The organism is Paenibacillus sp. FSL L8-0435, from assembly GCF_037965655.1.
Lineage (GTDB): Bacteria > Bacillota > Bacilli > Paenibacillales > Paenibacillaceae > Paenibacillus.
Genome location: NZ_CP150185.1, coordinates 6,325,280 through 6,347,399, shown reverse-complemented (window position 1 = coordinate 6,347,399; position 22,120 = coordinate 6,325,280). Strand labels below are relative to the sequence as shown.

Genomic DNA, 22,120 nt, shown 5'->3' with positions numbered 1-22,120 from the left:
AAATGCGAAATGAGAGGGAATACATGTCGAAAACTATTGCGTTATGCATGATTGTTAAAAATGAAGAGCAATTTCTTAGAAGATGTTTGGACAGCGTAAAAGATAAAGTTGATCAGATTGTCATTGTTGATACAGGTTCTACTGATAATACACTCGCAATTGCTAAAGAGTTCACAAAAGATATTGTTCAAATAGAGTGGACCAATGATTTCTCAGCGGCTCGTAATGAGTCCATACGTCATGCGAATACAGATTACATTCTTGTGCTGGACGCAGATGAATATTTGGAACAGGCGACGAATTTGGCTGAGGAGTTACAATCAAATGCAGACTACTATTTTACGAAAATTTTTAATTTCATGTCAGGTGATCGTGGGATGACTCACCTAGCTATCCGCATCTTCAGGAATAGAATAGGATTGTGTTATCAGAATAGGCTCCATGAACATTTGAATACAAGGGAAAAGGAAGATCAGTTAACAGCAGGTTATTCCAATTTGACGATTATGCATACCGGCTACACTGACGAGATTATGGAAAGCAGAGGTAAGGCTTTAAGGAATTTGGCGCTTATGGTAGTGGAAGTGAAGGAGAATCCATCTGTATATAATCTTTTTAATATGGGTAGAACCTATATGTGGCTGAGTGAACATGAGAAAGCTATTCAATATTTACAAAAGGCATATCCATTATGTAAAAACCTTACAATTGCTCCAGAGTTGATTGCATCTTTATGCAGAAGTCTTGGTGAACTGAAAAGATATGAAGAGGCACTTGCGGTTCTGGAACAAGCTGTAGATATATATCCGCTCGAAGTTGATTTGTCTCATCTGCAAGCGCTGTTCTATATGGAAATTGGTTATTATAAAGATGCAATGGCGTGTATGAATAGATGTTTGGAGATTGGTGATCAAGGTATTTCATTCACTGAAGGTAATGGTACGTACATCGCACATTTAAGGATTGCAGAGTGGCAAACAACACGAAATGAATATAACAAAGCGTATGAGCATATTACAGAAGCAATTAAGATTAAAGAAGATTTTTTACCCGTGATAGGTAAGTATTTTGAAATTGTAGAAAAAGCAGGTCTTTCACTGGAAGAGACGTTTACAAACGCTAACCATTTATTTTCAATAACCAACAGTAGAATGCTAGAGAAAATACTAGAGGCGCTTTATCAGCTGAGAAATCCACTCTTACAGAAATATTTGGACTTGTATGAGATAACGGTTCAGGAGCATGTTATGGCTGTTGCAAAACAATACGCCAAGGATTATAGCCAGGCTCGAGAGAAATGGTTAAGTCTACCTGATCATGAAGAGCAAAATGGAGTAGATATATTGCTGTTAGCGATTCTTCTCAAAGATGAGATGTTATACAAGAAGGCGGTGCCACTACTTAACCTAAGTGAAAAAGAAAAGAAAATTCTAGCAATTGTTGTACGGAATGAATCGCTCGACAAGTTGAGTTTAACAATTCATTTGGAAAGCATTTTAGAGACAATGTTAGTTCAATTAATTCGTTTACAAGAGTTCGAAGTAATGGAAACTATACTTGATTATATATGGCATGGTCGCGTTGAAATTAAAATTAAAGTTTGTGAGCATCTGGCGGATTATGGTTTTGGTGAAATTTCTATTGACTTATTACTGAAGTTGTTTCAGCAATATCCAAGAAATGTAAATATCATAAAGTTACTTGGTGATATTTGTCTGAAAACTAATTATATACAAGATGCACAGTTATTCTATAATAAGTTACTTACAATAAGTGGAGAGTATAGTTCTTATGAACGGATTTATGACTTGTATGAAAAGTCTAATAATCAATTTGAGAAAATAAGTATATCCAAAGTTATACGAGAGAAATTTGATTTGTGCCATTGGTTAAAATAAGTTTTAACTGGAGCGCGTATTTTAACCAATGGCTATACAAGGGGCGTGATTGAAGATGAATTATAACAATGAACAATACGAACAAGAAAAAAACTATATTAAGAGACAGATTGAAAGCCTCATTAATCAGGGTGACATTGATAATAGTAAAATTTTAATTAATGAATTCCAAAAAAAACTACAGGGAAACGATATAGATATTTTGAATATGAAAGCTATTGTATCTATTATAGAAAATAATCTAGAAGACGCAGAAAAACTGCTCTGGGAAGCTATCAACTTGAGCTCACATCATAGTGATGCTTTTGTTAATTTAGCATACGTATATGAAATTCAGGGAGAGAACACCAAGGCTTCTAATTTTAATTATCTCGCTTATCATAAAACGACAGATGCACACCGCAAAGAGGAATTAGGCGCTAAAATACAAAATAATCATTTGTTGAATAAAAGTGTGTTCAGAAAATTCATAGTGCTATCTTCATGTTTCTGGGGAGAAGTGCTACAGAGGTCTCATCATATATCAAAAGGATTATCTAGATTAGGCTATTCAGTCGAATATATCCAACCAGTTGCTAAAGCTACTCCTTCCATTAGAGATGTTTCTATTGCTAATTTGATGGATTATAGTAACAACAATATTAGAAATATAGACTTAGTGAACATTATTTCCCCTATTTCTGTAAATAAAATAGATAATTCAATCTTTGATAACTATTACGAAATTATTCAGAATATAATAGATAAGTCAGAAGAAGAGGTTATAATTATCTGTTACTTGCCATCTCAGATAAATATTATTGATAGATTGAGTGGGAATTTCAAAGTAGTTTATGATTGCGAAGGTGATCAGATTGATCTGGAACCGTCATATCAAACTAGCAAAAAAGAACAAGGAAATGAAAAGTTGATGTTGAGAAGGGCAGAAGTTGTAACTTGTACTAGTTCAGCTCTATACTTAACAAAAAAAATTAATAATGAGAATGTCTATTTAATGAGAAACGCAGTTAACATAGAAGATTTTATGGATGAAGCAAGCATGCCTACTGAATTACTTAGCATTCCCGAACCCCGGATTTGTTATATTGGCGCAGTAAATGAACGATTCGATGAGGAACTATTTTACAAACTTGTGAGAAGCAATAAAGATAAATCATTTGTCGTTATAGGTAATACGTTAGAAGGTATGTTGACCAATGCTGAAGACAATTTGTATATTCTCGGGGAAAAAAAACATGTTGAATTGAGCTCATATTTGCAACACATGAATGTTGGAATTATACCTTATAAAGATGATACTGAACTAAGCATAAACTGTAATCCAATAAAATTGTACGAATATGTAATGAATGGTTTACCCGTGGTGGCAACTAATATACCTGAATTAATACTTGAACTGAATTCTATCAAAATAAGTCAAGATTTTGATTCATTTAATCAAATTTTAAATAAATCACTGAATCTAGAAGTTGATTGGAAGTTACGGAATGAATTTGTTTCATTAAATACATGGACTGTAAGGTGCGAACAATTACTTAAAATTTTGAATGGGGAAACGCAACAATATTCTGAAGAATTAGTGTTGGGAGATCTACGAGAAAGATGGCTGGAGAACATTAATGAAACACATAATCCACTACTCGAATCTTTATTATCTCTTACATTTGCTAAAGCTGATGTTAAACAATATTATAAATGGGCTAATGAATCTTATAAAAACTTAAAGATCCCATTTATATTAATGAATTATATCAATTCTTCAATCTTAAACGGTCACATCGCAGAATGTGTAAAGAATATTGTAGATGATACCAATGTAAGGGAAATAGATAGAGCCGAGCTTCTATATTTGTCAGAGAGTAACAAAGTGAATTATTTGAAGATTCGTTTATTGCACATTATTGGTGATTATTTTGAAATTAGAAATATATTAAATTCTTATTCTGTAACCGACAATGGATATTTATATAATCTGGCTAATTACTATTATGACATTGGCATGAATGATCAATCCAATATTGAGTACAATAAAATTCTGGGTGATTTCTTATATGAGAGTCCAATTTATAATAAAAATATGAGTGAAATACTTATAAGTAGGGGAGGGATTTTAGAAAGCAGAAGATTTAAAGAGAAGGAAAAAATGCTCATCTCTAAATATATAAAACAATTTAAATTCTCGACTGAAAAGGAACGTCCGAGATTTAGTATAGTTATACCAACAAGAAACAGCCCCAATGTATTAAAACATACATTAATGACTTGTTTAGATCAGGATTTCCATAATTATGAGATTATTGTTGGGGATAACAGTAGTGATAATTTGACAAAATTGCTAGTAGAAGAGTTGGACAGTTCTAAAATTAGATATTATAAAACAGTAAGTGAATTAAAAATGACAGACAGTTTTAACTTTGCGATTAGTAATGCAGAAGGAGAATACATTCTAGTTCTTGGTTCTGATGATGGTATGCTAAAACATGCCCTAAAGACACTGGATGATATAATATTCTCAACAAATGTTAATATTTTGCATTGGAATTCTGTGTTTTATTGCTGGCCTGACGTTAAGTTGGAAGGGCAGGAAAACTTAATTCATATTCCTAACATACCGTCGGGGAGGGTGAATTTAAGTACGATCAAATATAGTGAAGTTGTTAAATATATTGGGGATTATCAATTACCCTACAACGCTATGCCAATGCTATACTGCAATGCGGTTGTACACAGAGATATAGTATTGGAATTGAAAGAGTTAACTGGTCAAGTTTTCAATGGACTAATACCCGATGTTTACTCTGGATTTGCACTGGCATCCATTCAGGAAGAATATACTCATATAGATGCCCCCATTACAATCGGAGGATCTTCAGGGAAAAGTACAGGGATATCTTTTGTAAAACCAAATCTCGATAATGAATCTAAAAAAATACATCAGGACTTTTTAACTCTTAATAATAATGGAGTAGATCGATATAGTATAATCCCTGATGTACCTAGTGTTGCCGTAGCTGTTGCAGAGGCATGTTTAACAGCTCGTAATTCATTTGGAGAAAAGAATCTAAAGTATGATTTAAATAGAAAGAAGATGTTGGAACAATGTGCTGAAGAACTGAAAGCTTCTGGTTCCAATCTTCCAATTTATTTGCAGAAAATTTATGACAGTTTAGTTGATGATACTCATCTCCAACAGTGGTTCACAGAAAACTATATTGAAAATTATGACTATTATGAACAAGTTGCTAAAAGGTCAGCTAGAGTTTATCAAAAAGGGTTCAGCCCAAATGGCGATCTTATACTTGATTTGAGTGACTTTAATATTACTAACGTTTATGGTGCAGCAATAATGTTTAGCCGTATTACTGGTTGGTAGATTTAGTGAAGTTCTGGAAAATAATTAGTATGGGAAGTGAGATTGATGAAAGCTGTCATTCTGGCGGGAGGTTACGGTACGCGAATTAGTGAAGAAACTCACTTGAAACCTAAGCCAATGATTGAAATTGGTGGAATGCCAATTTTATGGCATATTATGAAAAGCTATTCGCATTATGGAATTAATGATTTTATTATATGCTTAGGCTATAAAGGGTATTTAATTAAGGAGTATTTTGCCAACTACTATTTGCACATGTCAGATATCACTTTTAACATGCGGGATAACCATACGGAAATTCATCATAATACAAGCGAACCATGGAGGGTAACACTTGTAGACACTGGACTAGAAACAATGACAGGGGGACGCTTGAAAAAAGTACAAAAGTATGTTGGTGATGAAACATTTTGTTTTACTTACGGGGATGGTGTCAGTAATGTGAATATTACTGACATAATTAATTTTCACCAATCCAGTGGAGGTAAAGCTACGTTAACTGCTGTCCAGCCACCGGGGCGTTTTGGTGCGGTGGACATTGTTAAAGATAACAGAATAATAAGCTTTGAAGAAAAACCTCATGGAGATGGTAATTGGGTGAACGGGGGTTATTTTGTTCTAGAACCTGAGGTCTTTGATCTCATTGAAGATGATGCCACAGTGTGGGAGCATGTACCTCTTGAGAAATTAGCAAGAAATAATCAGTTGTCCGCATTCAAACATGACGGTTTTTGGCAACCTATGGATACACTTAGAGATAAAGTGAAATTGGAAGAACTATGGAACTCGAAAAAAGCACCGTGGAAGGTGTGGGGATAAATGGAATATGATTTTTGGAAAACAAAAAAAGTATTGATAACAGGACATACTGGGTTTAAAGGAAGTTGGTTATCACTATGGTTACAGCATCTAGGGGCTGACGTGTATGGTTACAGTAGCTCGTCTCCAGTCAGCGACCCTAATTTATATGAAACCGCCCAGGTGTCAAAAAACATGGAATCTATATGTGGCGATATCTTGGATTCTAGTAAACTAGAGAAGGTTATTAAGAGAATTCAGCCAGATATCATATTTCATCTCGCAGCCCAATCTTTGGTGCGTGAGTCATATGCTGATCCAATAGGAACATTTTCTACGAATGTTATGGGGACCGTATTTCTATTGGAGGCTGCAAGACATGTTGACTCAGTTCGAGTTGTCATCAATGTAACAACAGATAAATGTTATGAAAATAATGGGGAATCAGCCCAAGGATTCAAAGAAACTAACTCTTTGGGAGGCCATGATCCCTACAGTGCTAGTAAGGCGTGTTCAGAAATAGTTACTTCCGCGTACGAGAAATCATTTTATTCCCATAGTGGAAAGTTACTTTCTTCTGTACGAGCAGGGAATGTTATTGGTGGCGGTGACTGGGCAGATGATCGTATCATTCCGGACATCATCCGCTCAGTGATTAATAAACAGCAATTAAAAATTAGGTATCCTCATGCGATTCGACCTTGGCAACACGTGCTGGATTGTTTGAACGGATATTTACTTTTGGCTAAGAATATGTGGGAATCAGGCGGAAAATTCATAGGTGCATGGAATTTTGGTCCTGAGGATTCATCAATATGGTCAGTGGAGCAGTTAATTAAAGAATGTAATCATCACTTAGGAAATAAGTTGAACTGGTGGAGTTCTGAGTCCGAGGCGCATGTACATGAAGCTTCACGATTAGTGCTTGATATTAATAAGGCCAAAACACTGCTAAATTGGAAACCACAATTAACTATACATCAGACAATAGAATGGACTATGGGCTGGTATTTGGAGTCTATGAACAATAGTATCGCTGATATATCACTACAGCAAATTAAGAATTTCGAAAAATTAAAAGCTGTACAATTTTCTTAGTCTAAGGAGAATTAATTTAATGTCAAATGAAGTATGCCGTTGCTGTGGAAAAAATTTAAATAGTGTTTTTCTGGATTTGGGAGTGTCTCCCCTTGCTAACTCTTACGTGAAGTCAAGGAATGAAATGGAACATATGTATCCTTTACGTACTTATGTGTGCGAGAGTTGCTTTTTGGTTCAAGTTCAGGAATTTGAGTCGCCAGAACATATATTCAGTGACTATGCCTATTTCAGCAGTTTTTCAGATAGTTGGCTAACTCATTGCCATAATTATGTGGAAATGATTATGGATAGATTCAAATTTGCTATCGATACACAAGTTGTTGAAATTGCAAGCAATGATGGTTACTTACTTCAATATTTCAAAGAAAAAGGGGTTTCTGTACTAGGCATAGAACCTGCAGAAAACGTAGCAAAAGTCGCTGTTAAAAAAGGTATAGAGACGTCAGTGAATTTTTTTGGAACTGCTCTAGCAACAGAATTAAAACAAGAAGGAAAGATGGCGGACTTACTGCTGGGTAACAATGTACTTGCCCATGTCCCTGATTTAAATGATTTTGTTGCAGGGATGAAAATCATGTTAAAACCTCAAGGAACCATTACGATGGAATTTCCTCATCTACTTCAACTTATAAAGCATAATCAATTTGATACGATATATCATGAACATTATTCATATTTTTCACTTACTACAGTTATTCGACTTTTTAAAGCCCATCACTTAACTGTGTATGATGTTGACCAATTGAGTACTCATGGTGGATCTATTCGTATCTACGCAACTCATTCAGATAACCCAGACTTCGTTATTAAACCCTCAATTCACGAACTGCTTGCTAAAGAAGTTAAACTTGGGATAACAAATATTGAGATGTACAAAGGGTTTCAAACAAAAATCGTCCAGTTAAAACGTGAAATCACAAAGTTTCTTATCGAATTGAAAGAACAAGGGAAAGTTGTAGCGGGTTACGGTGCCCCAGCTAAAGGCAATACTTTACTCAACTACTGTGGTATTGATTGCGATATTATTGATTTCACTGTGGATCGAAGTCAGTATAAACAAGGTACCTTTCTGCCTGGATCACGAATCCCAGTATTCTCACCAGACAAACTAAAATTAACTCAACCAGATTTTGTGTTAATTTTACCCTGGAATTTAAAGGAAGAAATTATGGAACAAACCTCATTTATTCGCGAATGGGGCGGGAAATGGATTGTACCTGTACCGAATATACACGTTGTTGAATAAATTGAAGGGTCGTGTGGGATTTGGAGAGAGAAAAGTTTGAAATTGAGAAAAAAGAGAATATTAAACGGCAAGCTGCGGATAGAAGTTTGAGGGGGACTGCACATGATTTTATTCTCCAGCAGACAGCGCATAACTATACCTACAACTTCACATGGATGGGATTACCTATTATTCAATTTCCACAAGATGTTATAGCCCTGCAAGAAATAATTTGGAAAGTAAAACCAGATGTAATAATTGAAACAGGTATTGCACGTGGGGGATCTATTATTTTCCATTCGTCAATGCAAAGATTGATTGGCAAAGGCGGAATAGTCATAGGTATAGATATTGATATTAGATCTCATAACAAAGAAGCTATAGAGAAACATCCATTTTCGGATTGTGTCCATTTAATTGAAGGTGATTCTACTAGTGATAAGGTTATAGATCAAGTAAAAGATATTATTTCAGAACGTAAATCTGTAATGGTCATACTAGATTCTAACCATACTCACGACCATGTGCTAAAAGAACTAGAGATGTTTTCTCCATTAGTTTCCAACGGAAGCTATCTAGTAGTGTTGGATACGATTGTTGAAGATATGCCGGATCATTTTTTCAAAGACCGCCCGTGGAAAGCGGGAAACAGCCCGAAAAGTGCTGTAAGGCAATTTTTACGGGAGAACAATCGCTTCATAAACGATAAAGATCTAGAAGATAAACTTTTAATAACTGTTGCTCCTGAGGGGTATCTGAAATGTATAGCTGACTAGTGTGCATCCAAAGGAGGGTTATTTGATGAGGTTTATTGAGACGATGTTACCAGGGGCTTATCTTATAGAAATAGAGCTACTGACAGATGTGAGGGGACATTTTGCTAGGGCTTGGTGTCAAGATGAGTTTAAGTTACATGGACTTGAGAGTTCATTTGTTCAGTGCAATATCTCATATAACGAGAAAAGGGGAACTCTCCGAGGGTTACATTATCAGGTTTCGCCCTTCGAAGAAGTCAAAATAGTTCGCTGTACGAAGGGAGCTATTCATGATGTAATCGTGGATCTGAGACCAGATTCTCCAACGTACAAAGAGTCACTTTCTTTTGAATTGTCGGATGAAAATTATAAGATGCTCTACATTCCTAAAGGCTTCGCACATGGTTTTCAAACATTGTCTGATCATACGGAAGTTTTTTATCAGATGACCCAGTTTTATAAAGCGGATTATGCTTGTGGAATCAGGTGGGACGATCCTGCTTTTAATATAGAATGGCCTGAAGAAGACAAGAGAATTATGTCAGAAAAAGACCAGAATTATGATAGGTATTATTCATGAAGAAAAAAGTAATTGTGACTGGAGCAAATGGATTTATCGGGAGACATGTAGTGGATGAATTATCGATTACAGATTGTGAAATATATGCTATATCATCAAAAGTTGAAGACAAGGTAAATACTAGTAATATTACATGGTTGAAAGCTAATTTACTTGATGATAATCAAATCGAAGAAATATTCACTCGCATAAGTTCACCCACTCATCTTCTGCATTTGGCATGGGACACCACACCAAATCATTATTGGAACTCCTCATCAAATTTCAAATGGGTAAGTGCAAGTCTTTCTCTATTTGACCGTTTTCGTGTAGCTGGAGGTAAAAGGATTGTGGGAGTTGGCTCTTGCGCAGAGTATGATTTAAGTCAAGGATTATGCAAGGAATCTGAGACTCTCTTGAACTACAATACAATCTATGGGTCAAGTAAAAACTCACTACACCATATGCTAATGACATATTCACAGCACTATGAGATTTCGAGTACATGGGCACGAATTTTCTATCTATATGGTCCACGTGAACATCAATTACGGTTGGTTCCGTCGGTGATTTTATCTTTGCTGAAGGGAAAGGAAGCAAAATGTTCCCATGGACAACAGATCCGCGATTATTTGTACGTTAAAGATGCAGCCCGGGCGTTAGTGGAATTGCTAAGCAGTGAAAGTAATGGACCCGTTAATATTGGTTCTGGCAAGCCGATAAGCTTATCTGAAATTATATATAAAATTGCTGATATCCTTCAACATAGAGAATTAATTCGGTTAGGGGTAATTCCAACCTCACTTGAAGAACCTAAGGTTGTTCTGGCCGATATAACTAAGCTGAAAGAAAATACTGATTGGACTCCCTCCACGAAGATGGAAGATGGGTTATTTGAAACTGTTCAGTGGTGGAAATCTAGTCTGTTTGGAGGCAAGTAATGTTGAAAAAAAATCATTGTCCGATATGTCAGTCATCTAATATAAGTGACATACTAAAACGTAGTAATATTCCAGTGTACCAAAATATCCTAATTAATAGTTTTGAGGCTGCAAGACAAATTCCGAGGGGGGATTTGGAGATTTTGGAGTGCATGGAATGTGGTTTTGTTTATAATAGCGTTTTTGATACTAATAAAGTTGTTTATAGTAGCGATTACGAAAATACACAGTCCTATTCGACATACTTTAATAGTTATTTAGATGATTTGGTAGATACTCTTGTGAACCAAAAAGGTGTCAGTAATCTCAATGTAGTAGAAGTTGGGTGTGGAAAAGGCGGATTCTTAAGAAAAGTAGTTGAGGCTGGAAATAATTACGGATTTGGGTTTGACCCAAGTTATATTGGACCAGAAGTAGATTACGGTGGGAGATTGAGATTTGAAAAGAAGCTCTACAATGAAGATAGTGTTGATATTAAAGCGGATGTAGTTCTTTGCCGACATGTTATTGAACATATTCCTGACCCTGTTATGTTACTTAAATCGATCAAAAAAGCATTAGTACATTCTCCCCAAGCGAGAGTGTTTTTCGAAACGCCTTGTGTTGATTGGATTTTTGAAAATAAAGTTATGTTTGATTTTTTCTATGAGCATTGTTCATATTTTAATGAAAAATCTATTTCTAAAGCATTTGAGCTCGCGGGGTTTGAGGTTATAAGTGTAGATCGTATATTTAATGGTCAGTATATGTGGTTAGAAGCAAAATCAACAGAATTAGATGGAGAATCGAAAGACAAGTCATATGTACATTATGCTGATTCAAGTAGTATTGGGTTTTCCGAAAATGAATTTGAGTGGAAACGTAGAACAATGGAACAGATTTCTATGTACTCAGAATATGGGAGAACTGCTATTTGGGGGGCAGGGGCTAAGGGAGTAACATTCTTGAATTTAATCGATCCAGAGATGAAGTATATTGATTGTGTAATAGATGTGAACCCTAACAAGGTAGGTAAGTATTTACCTGGAACTGGTCATGAAATAGTTGGAATTGAAAGTTTAAAGAGGAAAGATTTAGCAACGATTATTATAACGAATTCAAATTATCTGAATGAAATCAAAGCAATAGTTGAATTTAAAAAACTTGATATTAATCTTGTTGATCTTGAAATGTGGTGTACTCAGCAAGAATAAATAGCTTTTATGCAGTATCAATAAGAAATGATTTGTCTATAAGAAAGTGTCAAAAAGAATGATTGCTGTATTCAATTTGAATCCTCACTAACCGATAAATATAATAAATAATTCCATCGGGGGATGAACGATGAATATACAGTTTTCACTTTCTACCAATACTGCCAATAGCACATCGGTTACAAATGGCTCTCAAGGTGAATCCCGTGGCAAACATGACAGCGCTCTGTTACAAGCTGTTAGAAGCGGGACAGAGTTATCCAAGCTTGAACGGCAAGGTGTTAACATTCCATTTGGAGACGAGCAACTTATTAAAGCAATAGACAGAGCAGTTAAAGCTCTGGCAGGCCCTACGACAACTCTGGAAATGAGCGTCCATGAGAAGAGCCGCCAGATTTTAGTCAAAGTGCTCAATAAGGAGACAGGTGAACTGATTCGTGAAATTCCTCCAGAGAAAACACTTGACTTGGTAGCCAAGATGATGGAAATAGCGGGGATTATAGTCGATGAAAAAGTATAAGGAGGTTGGATTAGATGAGCATGCGTATTAATGGTTTTTCAGGAATGGATATCGACAGTATGGTTAAATCAATGATGACAGTGAAGAGAGTTCCACTGGATAAGTTGAATCAACAAAAACAAATTCTTGAATGGACACGTGATAGCTATCGAGAGATAAATAGCAAAATTGTTCAGTTAAGTGATAAGCTGCAGAAAATGAGTTTTTCTGATGCTACAAATACTCAAAAATCAACAGTAAGTGGTAATACAACAGCAGTAAGAGCGGAAGCAACAGCTGAGGCGAGCTCGATTCCTTTTTCAATTACTGAGATTAAGCTGGCCAAGCAAGCTCAGATGCAAAATAACTCTAAACTGGAAATCGCTAATCAGCCCACCGCGAAGGTTACGCTTGATACAACTTTAGCAGATTTGACAGGGACAGGCGCTCCCTCATACGATTTGAATATTAATGATAAGTCTATAACTTTTCTTAGTACAGATTCTTTATCTGTTGTTATTGCACGCATTAATTCAAGTATACCAACGGTAACGGCAAGTTTTGATGAAATTAGCGGGAAGTTTTCAATAACTTCAAAAGAACATGGGAAAGCTATCACAGATACGGGGACAGGTGGTGCTCAGCAATCTAGCTCACTGAATACTGCTCTAGGATTAACGTATGCGCCTCCTCAAGCTGGTGAAGTGTCAATATCAAACGGTACAGATTCTGTAAAATACACCCTAACTGATAATAAGTTGAAAATAAACGGTATTAACTTGACGTTTTTAGAAGAAACGACTGCAACTAATCCTACCAAAATTACAACGCAGTCTGACCCGACCAAGGCTGTAGAAACTATAAAATCTTTCGTGGACACATACAATGAATTACTTGGATTGTTAAATGGAAAAATCTCAGAGCAAAAGTTTCGTGATTTTCAACCTTTAACAGCTGATCAAAAGAAAGATATGAAAGAAGATGACATTAAAAATTGGGATGAAAAAGCCAAAAGTGGGCTCTTAAAAAATGATTCTATTCTTAGTGCGGCTGTTAACTCAATGAGGACGGTTGTTACAGGGAACTTGAAAATGTTAAGTGAAGTAGGAATTACAACTGGACAGTATTATGAAAAAGGTAAGCTGCAGATTGATGAGAGTAAACTTAAGGATGTTCTTACGACTAACCCTGACAAAGTTCTCAATATATTTCGTGGTTCAGTTTCAGACGTAAACAGTAAACCTCTGTTTAGTGAGATGCGTGGTGAACTTAATTCTACGTTAGACATGCTCGTAAAAAAAGTGGGTACATCGAAATTGGATTCTAATGCTAGTATGACACTGAAAACAGAAAGTATTATGGGTGAGCAATTAAAGCAGTACAATAAGAGAGCATCCGAGATGGAACGAAAAGTTTCTACTTGGGAAACACGCTATTATAAGCAGTTTGCTGCTATGGAGAAAGCAATGAGTCAACTTCAATCGCAGTCTTCTAGTATGGCAAGTTATTTTCAATAATTAATGAGGAGGAATAAATTAATATGATATCATCTCCTTACGAGAAATATAAGCAGTCCTCGGTACAAACCTCTACTCCTGGTCAATTAGTGATCATGTTGTATGATGGGGCGATTCGATTTACGAAAACGGGTCTGGAAGGTATTGAAGCAAGGGACTACTCCAAAGCGAATGTAAACCTTGGCAAAGCTCAAACTATTATCAGTGAGTTGATGTCTACCTTAAACCAATCCTATCCTGTGGCTAAAACTTTGTTCTCGCTCTATGAATACATGAACTATTTACTAATTCAAGCTAATATAAAAAAAGATTCCAAATATGGAGAAGAAGTATTGGGGTACTTGCAGGAACTGCGGGAAACATGGGCAGCTGCTAGTAAACAAGTGGCGGGAACTATACCAAATGATTAGTGAAATTCAGTCAGAGTTGGATATGCTTCTCCACCAACTATTAAATATAACGCTGAATTTTACAGATGAATTGGAAACTAAGGATTCTGAAGATATTGAAAATTTCGTTAGTGAACGACAGGATTTAGTGCAACAATTACAGGGGATTATGGATGTTCAAAAAATGAATAGTTTGCAAAAAGAAGAACTGAAGCGTATTTTGTCGTATGACCTCATGATACAGGAACGTATATTATTGATCAAAAATGAAGCACAAGAATGGTTACTACAGCGAAATTTAGCAAAAACACAACGTAGTTTATATGAAACCAAGTATGTATCTGAAAGTTATCTTATGGATAAACGGAAGTAGATGAAATAAAGTTGAAGACCTGTACTCAGTACGGGTCTTTTCGTTCATAAAACCTCCTAACGTATCTATTCTTTAACACATCAAAAATAGACTCACCAACCCTCCAATTACCTGATATATTCAAGTTATCCCACCTTTCAACACAATCCCCAATTAATCTACAAAAAATTCCAAGAAAACATTTACTTTTCCAATTGACAATGGATAACTTTGGATGGTATTATCTGAATTGTGGGCAGAGGTTAAGGCCGAAAGCTTCACTTCATTTGATGACGAAGGGAATGTTAGTGCATGCAAGGTAAAGTAAAATGGTTCAACGCAGAAAAAGGTTACGGTTTCATTGAGACTGAAGATGGCGGCGACGTATTCGTACATTTCTCCGCAATTCAATCCGAAGGATTCAAAACTTTGGAAGAAGGTCAATCCGTAGAATTCGACATCGTCGAAGGCGCGCGTGGACCGCAAGCAGCTAACGTAATCAAATTATAATCATCCGGACAATCCGACCTACATATATGGTTAGATGGTTACCAAATTGAATTATCGCTAGCATCAGACTCCGGTACTTTCCGGGGTCTTTTTTTGTTTCAATAGATTCGAGATTTGAGGAGCATCCGAGGTACATTATTCCTATGAATCTGTTAGATTAAAGAGATAGATTGAAGTTCATTTTACATATTAGATTGAGCAGGCTCAAAATGGGTTAATTACATCATCAAGCGCCTAATAATTCATACCAAGTAAATATTCGATTATGGCTGAATATGATGAAATATCGCGAAATATGGCGTTATGCCTACGTTGGCAGATGTGGCTTGAACAGATGTCATTATTCGGTCACCGGGAGTTTTTACATGGCGCTTACATTCGTGTTATAATGAAGTGGCAAAGGAAAAAGGAGGAGTGCCCTATGAATTTAAGTATTCGAGGTCAACAAATCGAGGTTACTGATGCTTTGAAGGATTATGTCGACAAAAAGTTGAGTAGACTCGAGAAGTATTTCGATGCACCCCTTAACTCTGACGGTGCTGTTACATTGAGCACGACGAGAGGTTTGCATACGGTAGAGGTGACGATCCCTTTGAAAGGCATTGTGCTCCGCGCTGAGGATGAGAGCGACGATATGTACGCATCCATTGACTCCGTGGTGGACAAGCTGGAACGTCAGATCCGCAAACACAAAACAAAAATTAACCGTAAGTTCCGCCAGGAAGGCAGCCTGAAAACACTCTTCGTTGAAGATCCAACAGGTACTGTAGCTACAGCTGAACTGGATGCGGACACGGATGACGATGATCTGGAAGTTGTACGGACGAAACGCTTTATGTTGAAACCAATGGACGTGGAAGAGGCCATCCTCCAAATGAACATGGTTGGTCACAATTTCTTCGTATTCTCCAACATTGACAGTGAAGAAGTTAGCGTTGTTTACAAACGGAACGATGGTAAGTACGGATTGATCGAACAAGGTTAATCTTAACGTACAGGATCACCGGAACAAACATGCGTATGAATATCTAATAATAATGAAGACAGGGACTATTGTTTCCTGGATTAGATTTATCAAGAGCTTCCATCCCTTAGGGGATGGGGCTCTTTTGTGCGTAGAGGAGCTGGGAAATGACCTTTGGAAATAAAATGGTGAAACTATTCCCTATGCTGCTGCGTCTAATAGATAGTATGAAGAATCACAATCGGTACAACTTTACCACCAGATTCCGATGCTTACGGAAATATTCGTACGCCTACATTCGAGAACTGGATATTGAGATTTCCATCCAAATTTACCATCAAAATTCGTTGACAGGGCTGTCTATCCTGCAAAACGAAACATGACAATCGAACGCTTCCGCTAACGACTATGATTTTTTGCACTTAAACTCCATTTGATATGGCTCAGAAGTTCAAAGAAGTGTGCCGTGGCGTGTTGCGGCGGCCCTTACAAACTGTTACAATTTATGCAAAGAGAATCATTGTCCTGATGAGGAATTGTCAACGAATGATCGCTAATCATAATCAATGACAGGCACAGCACCATGAACATGATTCGCAAGGCTCGGGCTTCGGCTAGTCTTTAATAACCGAATCCGTTTGAATACCGAATCAGCTTCATGAGAAACCCTTGGCAAGCCTGGAGTTGATTCATCCATATTACTTTTTATATTGTTTGTCACCCCCGGGCAAGTGGATGCAACATCCATCCGATGGTGTCGCGTGGCGGCAACAGGGGGTCTATTCTGTTTTGCACGAAAGGGGTATACCATGCTAGGACTTGTCAAAAAGATCTTCGGCGACATGAATGAACGTGATGTTAAACGTCTGATGAAGACGGTCGATGTGATCAATAAACTGGAACCACAATTTCAGGCGTTGTCTGATGAACAACTGAAAGGTAAAACGGACGAATACCGTGCTCGTATTGAAAAGGGAGAAACAACAGATGAGCTTCTTCCAGAGGCATTTGCAACCGTACGTGAGGCATCACGCCGTGTACTGGGCAAACGTCACTACGATGTACAGATGCTGGGCGGTATCGCTCTGCATGAAGGCCGTATTTCCGAGATGAAAACGGGTGAAGGTAAAACGCTGGTAGGAACACTTCCGGTATATCTGAACGCATTGATGTCCAAAGGTGTACACGTGGTTACGGTCAATGACTATTTGGCACAGCGGGATAGCCAGGAAATGGGACAAATCTATGAGTTCATGGGCATGACGGTAGGGGTTAACCTGAGCGGGATGGATCATGCCTTGAAACAACATGCATATGCATGTGATATTACGTACGGAACGAACAACGAGTTTGGTTTTGACTATCTGCGTGACAACATGGTGCTGTACAAAGAGCAAATGGTACAACGTCCATTGTTCTTCTGTATCATTGATGAAGTAGACTCCATCCTGGTCGATGAGGCGCGTACGCCACTCATTATCTCTGGACAAGCTCAGAAGTCGACGGATATGTACTATGCAGCAGATCGTTTTGTGAAACGTTTGGTGCCGGAAGAAGACTTTACGGTAGACATTAAGGTGAAATCCGTAGCGTTGACTGAGGCGGGCGTGGCAAAAGCAGAGAAAGCATTTGGTATCGAGAACTTGTATGATCATGCCAATGTAACTCTCAACCATCACATTGTACAGGGCTTGAAAGCTAATGCAATCATGCGTCGTGACGTGGATTATGTGGTCAGTGATGAGGAAGTTATGATCGTTGATGAATTCACAGGTCGTCTGATGTCCGGACGTCGTTACAGTGATGGATTGCACCAGGCGATTGAAGCCAAAGAAGGCATTGAAGTACAAAACGAGAGCATGACGCTTGCTACGATTACCTTCCAGAACTATTTCCGGATGTACCGTAAACTTGCGGGTATGACGGGTACAGCGAAAACCGAGGAAGAAGAGTTTAAAAAAATCTACGGTCTCGAAGTATTGCAAATTCCAACCAACCGCCCAAACAAGCGGGATGACATGGCAGATGTCGTGTATAAGAGCATCGATGGCAAGTTCAATGCCGTCGTAGAAGAGATCGTGGCACGCCACAGTAAGAATCAACCGATTCTGGTAGGTACAGTGTCCATTGAGAACTCTGAACGCCTGTCTGACATGCTTAAGCGCCGTGGTGTCAAACACCAGGTACTGAACGCCAAGTACCACGCGGAAGAAGCAGAGATCATCTCAGGAGCTGGTCAAGCGGGTGCAGTAACGATTGCAACCAACATGGCAGGACGGGGTACAGATATTATCTTGGGTGATGGTGTAGCTGAAGTAGGCGGCCTTCATATCATCGGTACAGAGCGTCACGAATCACGCCGGATTGATAATCAGCTGCGTGGTCGTGCGGGACGTCAAGGTGACCCGGGTTCAACACAATTCTACCTGTCACTGGGTGATGAATTGATGAGACGTTTCGGTGCAGATAATGTATTGAACATGATGGAGCGCCTTGGTTTTGAAGAAGACCAACCGATCGAGAGCCGGATGATTACCCGAGCAGTAGAATCAGCGCAGAAGCGTGTTGAAGGTAACAACTTTGACGTGCGTAAAGTCGTTCTCCAATATGATGATGTCATGAACCAACAACGTGAAATTATATATAAACAGCGCCGCGAGGTACTGGAGTCCGAAAATATCAAACAAATCGTTATGGATATGATCAAACCTTCCATTGAACGTATCGTTGAAGCACATTGTAGTGACGATATCCCGGAAAACTGGGAGCTTCAGGAAGTTGCTGATTACATGAACAGCAAATTGCTGGACGATGGTTCCATAACAAAAGATGATCTGTGGGGTAAGGAAGCAGAAGAGATCATCGAGTTCCTGTTCACGAAAGTTCAGAACAAGTACAATGCACGTGAAGAGCGAATTGGCGAAGAGATGGTTCGTGAGTTCGAGAAAGTGGTTGTGCTCCGTGCAGTAGACAGCAAGTGGATGGATCATATCGATGCAATGGATCAATTGCGTCAAGGTATCCACCTTCGTGCCTACGGTGGTACAGATCCACTGCGTGAATACCAGTTCGAAGGCTTCGAGATGTTCCATCAAATGATCGCTTCGATTCAAGAAGAAGTAGCGACTTATGTGATGAGAGCACAGATCGAGAGCAATCAGGAGCGTCAAGCGGTTGTTGAGGAAAGTCAGATCTCGACAAGCGGTGAACCTGCTGAGAAACGTCCTGTGAAGGTTTCTGACCAAATCGGACGTAACGATCCATGCCCATGCGGTAGTGGCAAGAAGTTCAAACACTGTCATGGTCAAGAGTAGTACAATGGTTTTTATATACACTCTATAGTGTAATAAGTTGAACCTTGATTTTACACCATAACGGAGAGTGCAGAAGCAATCTGAAGAAGCGGAGCGTTCGCCTTTATCCCCGGATTTTACCCTTTTGTAAGGGGATTAAGAAAATCTGGGGATAAGAGCGATCGGAAGATGCTACTGCAATCGGAGTAACAGGTGTAACATGAATGAGGTCAACTTAGATAGCATGACATGAATGGCTCCTTGCAGCCGGGTATTCCATAGGATGAAGTGAAGGATGCAAAACCGATTAATGGTGCATAGTTATAATAATAAGACCATGATCACGGGGAAGAGGTATACTGATACAACAGTAGTCTCAACACCAGGGTGACGCATCGGAAACTTGATCTGGAGGAATGCCCTGGATGCGGGGAGCTTATCTTAATGAAAAGAGGAATTGCACATGATCGATCCAAACGTGAAGCATGACCTGCGTGAAATAGGCAAGAAACTAACCAACCTTAGGGGGTCTCTTTGACTTAGATCTGAAACAAGAGATGATCGGCAACTTCGAAGTGAAGATGTCTGCCCCCGATTTCTGGGACGATAGTGACAAGGCGCAATCCGTAATCGCTGAGCTAAATGCGGTGAAGGGATCTGTGGATCAATACACCAAACTCCAACAGGATTATGATGATGCGGTGATGATGGTAGAACTGGCTGACGAGGAAGGCGACGAAGACCTCGCTGCAGAGATCGGTAGAAGCGTCACGGCGATCGTGAGCAAGGTGGCAGAGTTCGAACTTCAGCTGCTCCTGAACCAGCCGTATGATAAGATGGATGCCATTCTAGAGCTTCATCCAGGGGCAGGTGGTACCGAGTCACAGGACTGGGGACAGATGTTACTCCGGATGTACACACGTTGGTCCGAGAAGCGTGGCTTCAAGGTTGAGGTTCTGGATTATCTGCCAGGAGATGAGGCGGGGATCAAGAGCGTCACGCTATCGATCAAGGGGCACAATGCTTATGGTTATCTGAAAGCCGAGAAGGGTGTACACCGACTGGTGCGGATCTCTCCTTTTGACTCATCGGGCCGTAGGCATACTTCCTTCGTATCATGTGATGTGGTTCCTGAGATTGATGATACGATTGAATTGGACATTCGAACAGAGGATCTCAAGATTGACACCTACCGTGCGAGTGGCGCGGGTGGACAGCATATCAATACCACCGACTCAGCCGTGCGGATTACCCATCTTCCGACAGGTGTAGTTGTAACGTGTCAGAATGAACGTTCACAGATCAAGAACCGTGAGCGGGCGATGAAGATGCTTCGTTCGAAATTGTATGAGCGTAAAATTGAAGAGCAAAAACAACAGCTGGATGAAATCCGAGGAGATCAGTCGGATATTTCATGGGGTAGCCAGATTCGCTCCTATGTGTTCCATCCCTATAGTATGGTAAAGGATCACCGTACAAGCGTAGAGACAGGAAATACAGGAGCAGTAATGGACGGCGACCTCGATGCATTCATCGATGGTTATTTGCGTAGCCAGATTAAAGTAGAAACCGATTAATATAAGTTCCTGTATGGACCCATACGTGTAGGCGTATGCTGGTGTATACGGGAGCTTTTTTTTGAATAATTTTATAGGATAGAAAAAATGAGCGAACAACTGATCAGTCACATAAAAGGAGAACACGATGACATGCAACAACGATCACAACTTCACAATAATCGCAAAAAGAGGATAACTAGCCTCATTCCACTCAATGGTCCATGGAGAAACGTCGTGGATACGGTATCTATCATTTTAGGTTCGTTTTTGATTGCAGTGGCCTTTAATTTATTTTTATTACCAAATCAGATCGCTTCGGGTGGGGTGTCCGGGTTATCAATTCTGGGCAAGGAATGGCTTAATTGGGAGCCGGCATATACCCAGTGGGCAATTAATATCCCACTTTTGATTGCGGGTTTTCTGCTTATTGGAAAGCAGTACGGTGTACGCTCCGTATTGGGCAGTATTGTCCTGCCACTGTTAGTCTATCTCACGAAGGATTGGGCCATTCCAACAACGAATCCGCTACTTGGTTCACTGTATGGAGGAATTGGCGTTGGTCTCGGTATCGGAATTGTGTATCGAGGTAGAGGATCAACAGGTGGTATGAGCATTCTTGCCAGAATCGTACAGAAATACAGTGGACTGAGTTATTCTCTGTGTGTCGTAATCATGGATGCTACCGTTATTATTATGGCTGCATTTGTGTTGTCATTGGAGCAGTCTCTCTATGCACTAATTGGGTTGTATGTTACCGGTAAAGTGATCGATGCCGTTGAGATGGGCCTAGGCTTTTCCAAGGTGGCGTATATTATCTCCAACCAAACAGAAGCGATTAGCAAAGTGATTCTGGATGACTTGGATCGGGGATTAACGAAGCTGGAAGCCAAAGGCGGTTACACCGATGATCAACGAACAGTACTGATGGTCGTGGTTGGACAAAATGAGGTACCAAGACTCAAAGCGTTGATCCGGTCTGTGGACCCGGGAGCATTTGTCATTATCAGTAACGCGCATGAAGTGCTTGGTGAAGGTTTTAAGCGGGGAGAGCATGTGTGAACTGGTTGAAAATATAATGAGTGAGCCAATATAGGCTCATAAGTTTGAAAATTTAAGAAAAAAAGCAGGTACGCCCTCCTCTGAGATAACGGAGAGGGAGTACCTGCTTTTCTATTATTAAAAGTTCAACTTAAC

18 protein-coding genes are annotated in these 22,120 nt (G+C 38.9%); all 18 read left to right on the top strand.

All coding sequences use genetic code 11. From position 1 onward, the window contains the following. Positions 1–23 precede the first annotated feature (23 nt). Positions 24–1,898 carry a glycosyltransferase family 2 protein gene (locus tag NST33_RS28165; protein WP_221823971.1) on the top strand — a complete coding sequence of 625 codons (1,875 nt, stop codon included), beginning with the start codon at positions 24–26 and terminating at the stop codon, positions 1,896–1,898. Positions 1,899–1,953: 55 nt separating this feature from the next. Continuing rightward, complete coding sequence (locus NST33_RS28160; RefSeq protein WP_221823973.1) at positions 1,954–5,271, top strand: glycosyltransferase; 3,318 nt, start codon at positions 1,954–1,956, stop codon at positions 5,269–5,271. 45 nt (positions 5,272–5,316) lie between these two features. After that, positions 5,317–6,090: a glucose-1-phosphate cytidylyltransferase gene (gene rfbF, locus NST33_RS28155; RefSeq protein ID WP_100528430.1), complete on the top strand. Its 774-nt coding sequence runs from the start codon at positions 5,317–5,319 to the stop codon at positions 6,088–6,090. Beyond that, complete coding sequence (rfbG, locus tag NST33_RS28150; protein WP_221823975.1) at positions 6,091–7,167, top strand: CDP-glucose 4,6-dehydratase; 1,077 nt, start codon at positions 6,091–6,093, stop codon at positions 7,165–7,167. It abuts the gene before it with no gap. A gap of 19 nt (positions 7,168–7,186) precedes the next feature. Further along, entirely contained in the window at positions 7,187–8,416 is a 1,230-nt protein-coding gene (locus tag NST33_RS28145; protein WP_221823977.1) for a class I SAM-dependent methyltransferase, read from the top strand. 20 nt (positions 8,417–8,436) lie between these two features. Further along, positions 8,437–9,171, top strand: coding sequence for a CmcI family methyltransferase (locus NST33_RS28140; RefSeq protein ID WP_221823979.1), 735 nt, complete (start codon positions 8,437–8,439; stop codon positions 9,169–9,171). Between the two features lie 25 nt (positions 9,172–9,196). Then, positions 9,197–9,730, top strand: a complete 534-nt coding sequence (gene rfbC, locus NST33_RS28135; protein ID WP_339305870.1) for a dTDP-4-dehydrorhamnose 3,5-epimerase — start codon at positions 9,197–9,199, stop codon at positions 9,728–9,730. Next, the gene (locus NST33_RS28130; RefSeq protein ID WP_221823984.1) at positions 9,727–10,650 is read left to right on the top strand and encodes an NAD(P)-dependent oxidoreductase; all 924 of its coding nucleotides are present in this window, start codon (positions 9,727–9,729) and stop codon (positions 10,648–10,650) included. Before rfbC ends, NST33_RS28130 begins: the two co-directional genes overlap by 4 nt. Continuing rightward, entirely contained in the window at positions 10,650–11,843 is a 1,194-nt protein-coding gene (locus NST33_RS28125; protein ID WP_221823986.1) for a class I SAM-dependent methyltransferase, read from the top strand. The genes NST33_RS28130 and NST33_RS28125 overlap by 1 nt, the downstream gene beginning before the upstream one ends. A gap of 130 nt (positions 11,844–11,973) precedes the next feature. After that, the gene (locus NST33_RS28120; protein WP_221823988.1) at positions 11,974–12,363 is read left to right on the top strand and encodes a flagellar protein FlaG; all 390 of its coding nucleotides are present in this window, start codon (positions 11,974–11,976) and stop codon (positions 12,361–12,363) included. A 14-nt stretch (positions 12,364–12,377) separates the two neighbouring features. Next, on the top strand, positions 12,378–13,859 hold the full coding sequence (gene fliD / locus NST33_RS28115; RefSeq protein WP_243391393.1) for a flagellar filament capping protein FliD: 1,482 nt from the start codon (positions 12,378–12,380) through the stop codon (positions 13,857–13,859). 23 nt (positions 13,860–13,882) lie between these two features. Further along, complete coding sequence (fliS, locus tag NST33_RS28110) at positions 13,883–14,269, top strand: flagellar export chaperone FliS (protein ID WP_221823990.1); 387 nt, start codon at positions 13,883–13,885, stop codon at positions 14,267–14,269. After that, a complete protein-coding gene (locus NST33_RS28105; RefSeq protein ID WP_221823992.1) occupies positions 14,262–14,621 on the top strand; it encodes a hypothetical protein in 360 nt (119 codons plus the stop codon). The genes fliS and NST33_RS28105 overlap by 8 nt, the downstream gene beginning before the upstream one ends. Positions 14,622–14,912: 291 nt before the next feature. Next, on the top strand, positions 14,913–15,110 hold the full coding sequence (locus tag NST33_RS28100; RefSeq protein ID WP_024631599.1) for a cold shock domain-containing protein: 198 nt from the start codon (positions 14,913–14,915) through the stop codon (positions 15,108–15,110). A 421-nt stretch (positions 15,111–15,531) separates the two neighbouring features. Continuing rightward, positions 15,532–16,095 carry a ribosome-associated translation inhibitor RaiA gene (raiA, locus tag NST33_RS28095; RefSeq protein WP_047840659.1) on the top strand — a complete coding sequence of 188 codons (564 nt, stop codon included), beginning with the start codon at positions 15,532–15,534 and terminating at the stop codon, positions 16,093–16,095. A gap of 788 nt (positions 16,096–16,883) precedes the next feature. Beyond that, positions 16,884–19,388, top strand: a complete 2,505-nt coding sequence (secA, locus tag NST33_RS28090; RefSeq protein ID WP_036667733.1) for a preprotein translocase subunit SecA — start codon at positions 16,884–16,886, stop codon at positions 19,386–19,388. 442 nt (positions 19,389–19,830) lie between these two features. Then, positions 19,831–20,944 (top strand): peptide chain release factor 2 gene (gene prfB / locus NST33_RS28085; RefSeq protein ID WP_101313559.1). Its coding sequence is split into 2 segments (ribosomal slippage): positions 19,831–19,902 and positions 19,904–20,944, totalling 1,113 coding nucleotides; the frame shifts between segments, so codons are not numbered across the junction. A gap of 132 nt (positions 20,945–21,076) precedes the next feature. Next, on the top strand, positions 21,077–21,985 hold the full coding sequence (locus NST33_RS28080) for a YitT family protein (protein ID WP_076209832.1): 909 nt from the start codon (positions 21,077–21,079) through the stop codon (positions 21,983–21,985). The last annotated feature ends 135 nt before the right edge of the window (positions 21,986–22,120 follow it).

Bases quoted from the DNA above. Each gene is read 5' to 3' on its own strand.
- NST33_RS28165 (WP_221823971.1), top strand. From the start codon at position 24: ATGTCGAAAACTATTGCGTTATGCATGATTGTTAAAAATGAAGAGCAA.
- NST33_RS28160 (WP_221823973.1), top strand. From the start codon at position 1,954: ATGAATTATAACAATGAACAATACGAACAAGAAAAAAACTATATTAAG.
- rfbF (WP_100528430.1), top strand. From the start codon at position 5,317: ATGAAAGCTGTCATTCTGGCGGGAGGTTACGGTACGCGAATTAGTGAA.
- rfbG (WP_221823975.1), top strand. From the start codon at position 6,091: ATGGAATATGATTTTTGGAAAACAAAAAAAGTATTGATAACAGGACAT.
- NST33_RS28145 (WP_221823977.1), top strand. From the start codon at position 7,187: ATGTCAAATGAAGTATGCCGTTGCTGTGGAAAAAATTTAAATAGTGTT.
- rfbC (WP_339305870.1), top strand. From the start codon at position 9,197: ATGAGGTTTATTGAGACGATGTTACCAGGGGCTTATCTTATAGAAATA.
- NST33_RS28130 (WP_221823984.1), top strand. From the start codon at position 9,727: ATGAAGAAAAAAGTAATTGTGACTGGAGCAAATGGATTTATCGGGAGA.
- NST33_RS28125 (WP_221823986.1), top strand. From the start codon at position 10,650: ATGTTGAAAAAAAATCATTGTCCGATATGTCAGTCATCTAATATAAGT.
- NST33_RS28120 (WP_221823988.1), top strand. From the start codon at position 11,974: ATGAATATACAGTTTTCACTTTCTACCAATACTGCCAATAGCACATCG.
- fliD (WP_243391393.1), top strand. From the start codon at position 12,378: ATGAGCATGCGTATTAATGGTTTTTCAGGAATGGATATCGACAGTATG.
- fliS (WP_221823990.1), top strand. From the start codon at position 13,883: ATGATATCATCTCCTTACGAGAAATATAAGCAGTCCTCGGTACAAACC.
- NST33_RS28105 (WP_221823992.1), top strand. From the start codon at position 14,262: ATGATTAGTGAAATTCAGTCAGAGTTGGATATGCTTCTCCACCAACTA.
- NST33_RS28100 (WP_024631599.1), top strand. From the start codon at position 14,913: ATGCAAGGTAAAGTAAAATGGTTCAACGCAGAAAAAGGTTACGGTTTC.
- raiA (WP_047840659.1), top strand. From the start codon at position 15,532: ATGAATTTAAGTATTCGAGGTCAACAAATCGAGGTTACTGATGCTTTG.
- secA (WP_036667733.1), top strand. From the start codon at position 16,884: ATGCTAGGACTTGTCAAAAAGATCTTCGGCGACATGAATGAACGTGAT.
- NST33_RS28080 (WP_076209832.1), top strand. From the start codon at position 21,077: ATGCAACAACGATCACAACTTCACAATAATCGCAAAAAGAGGATAACT.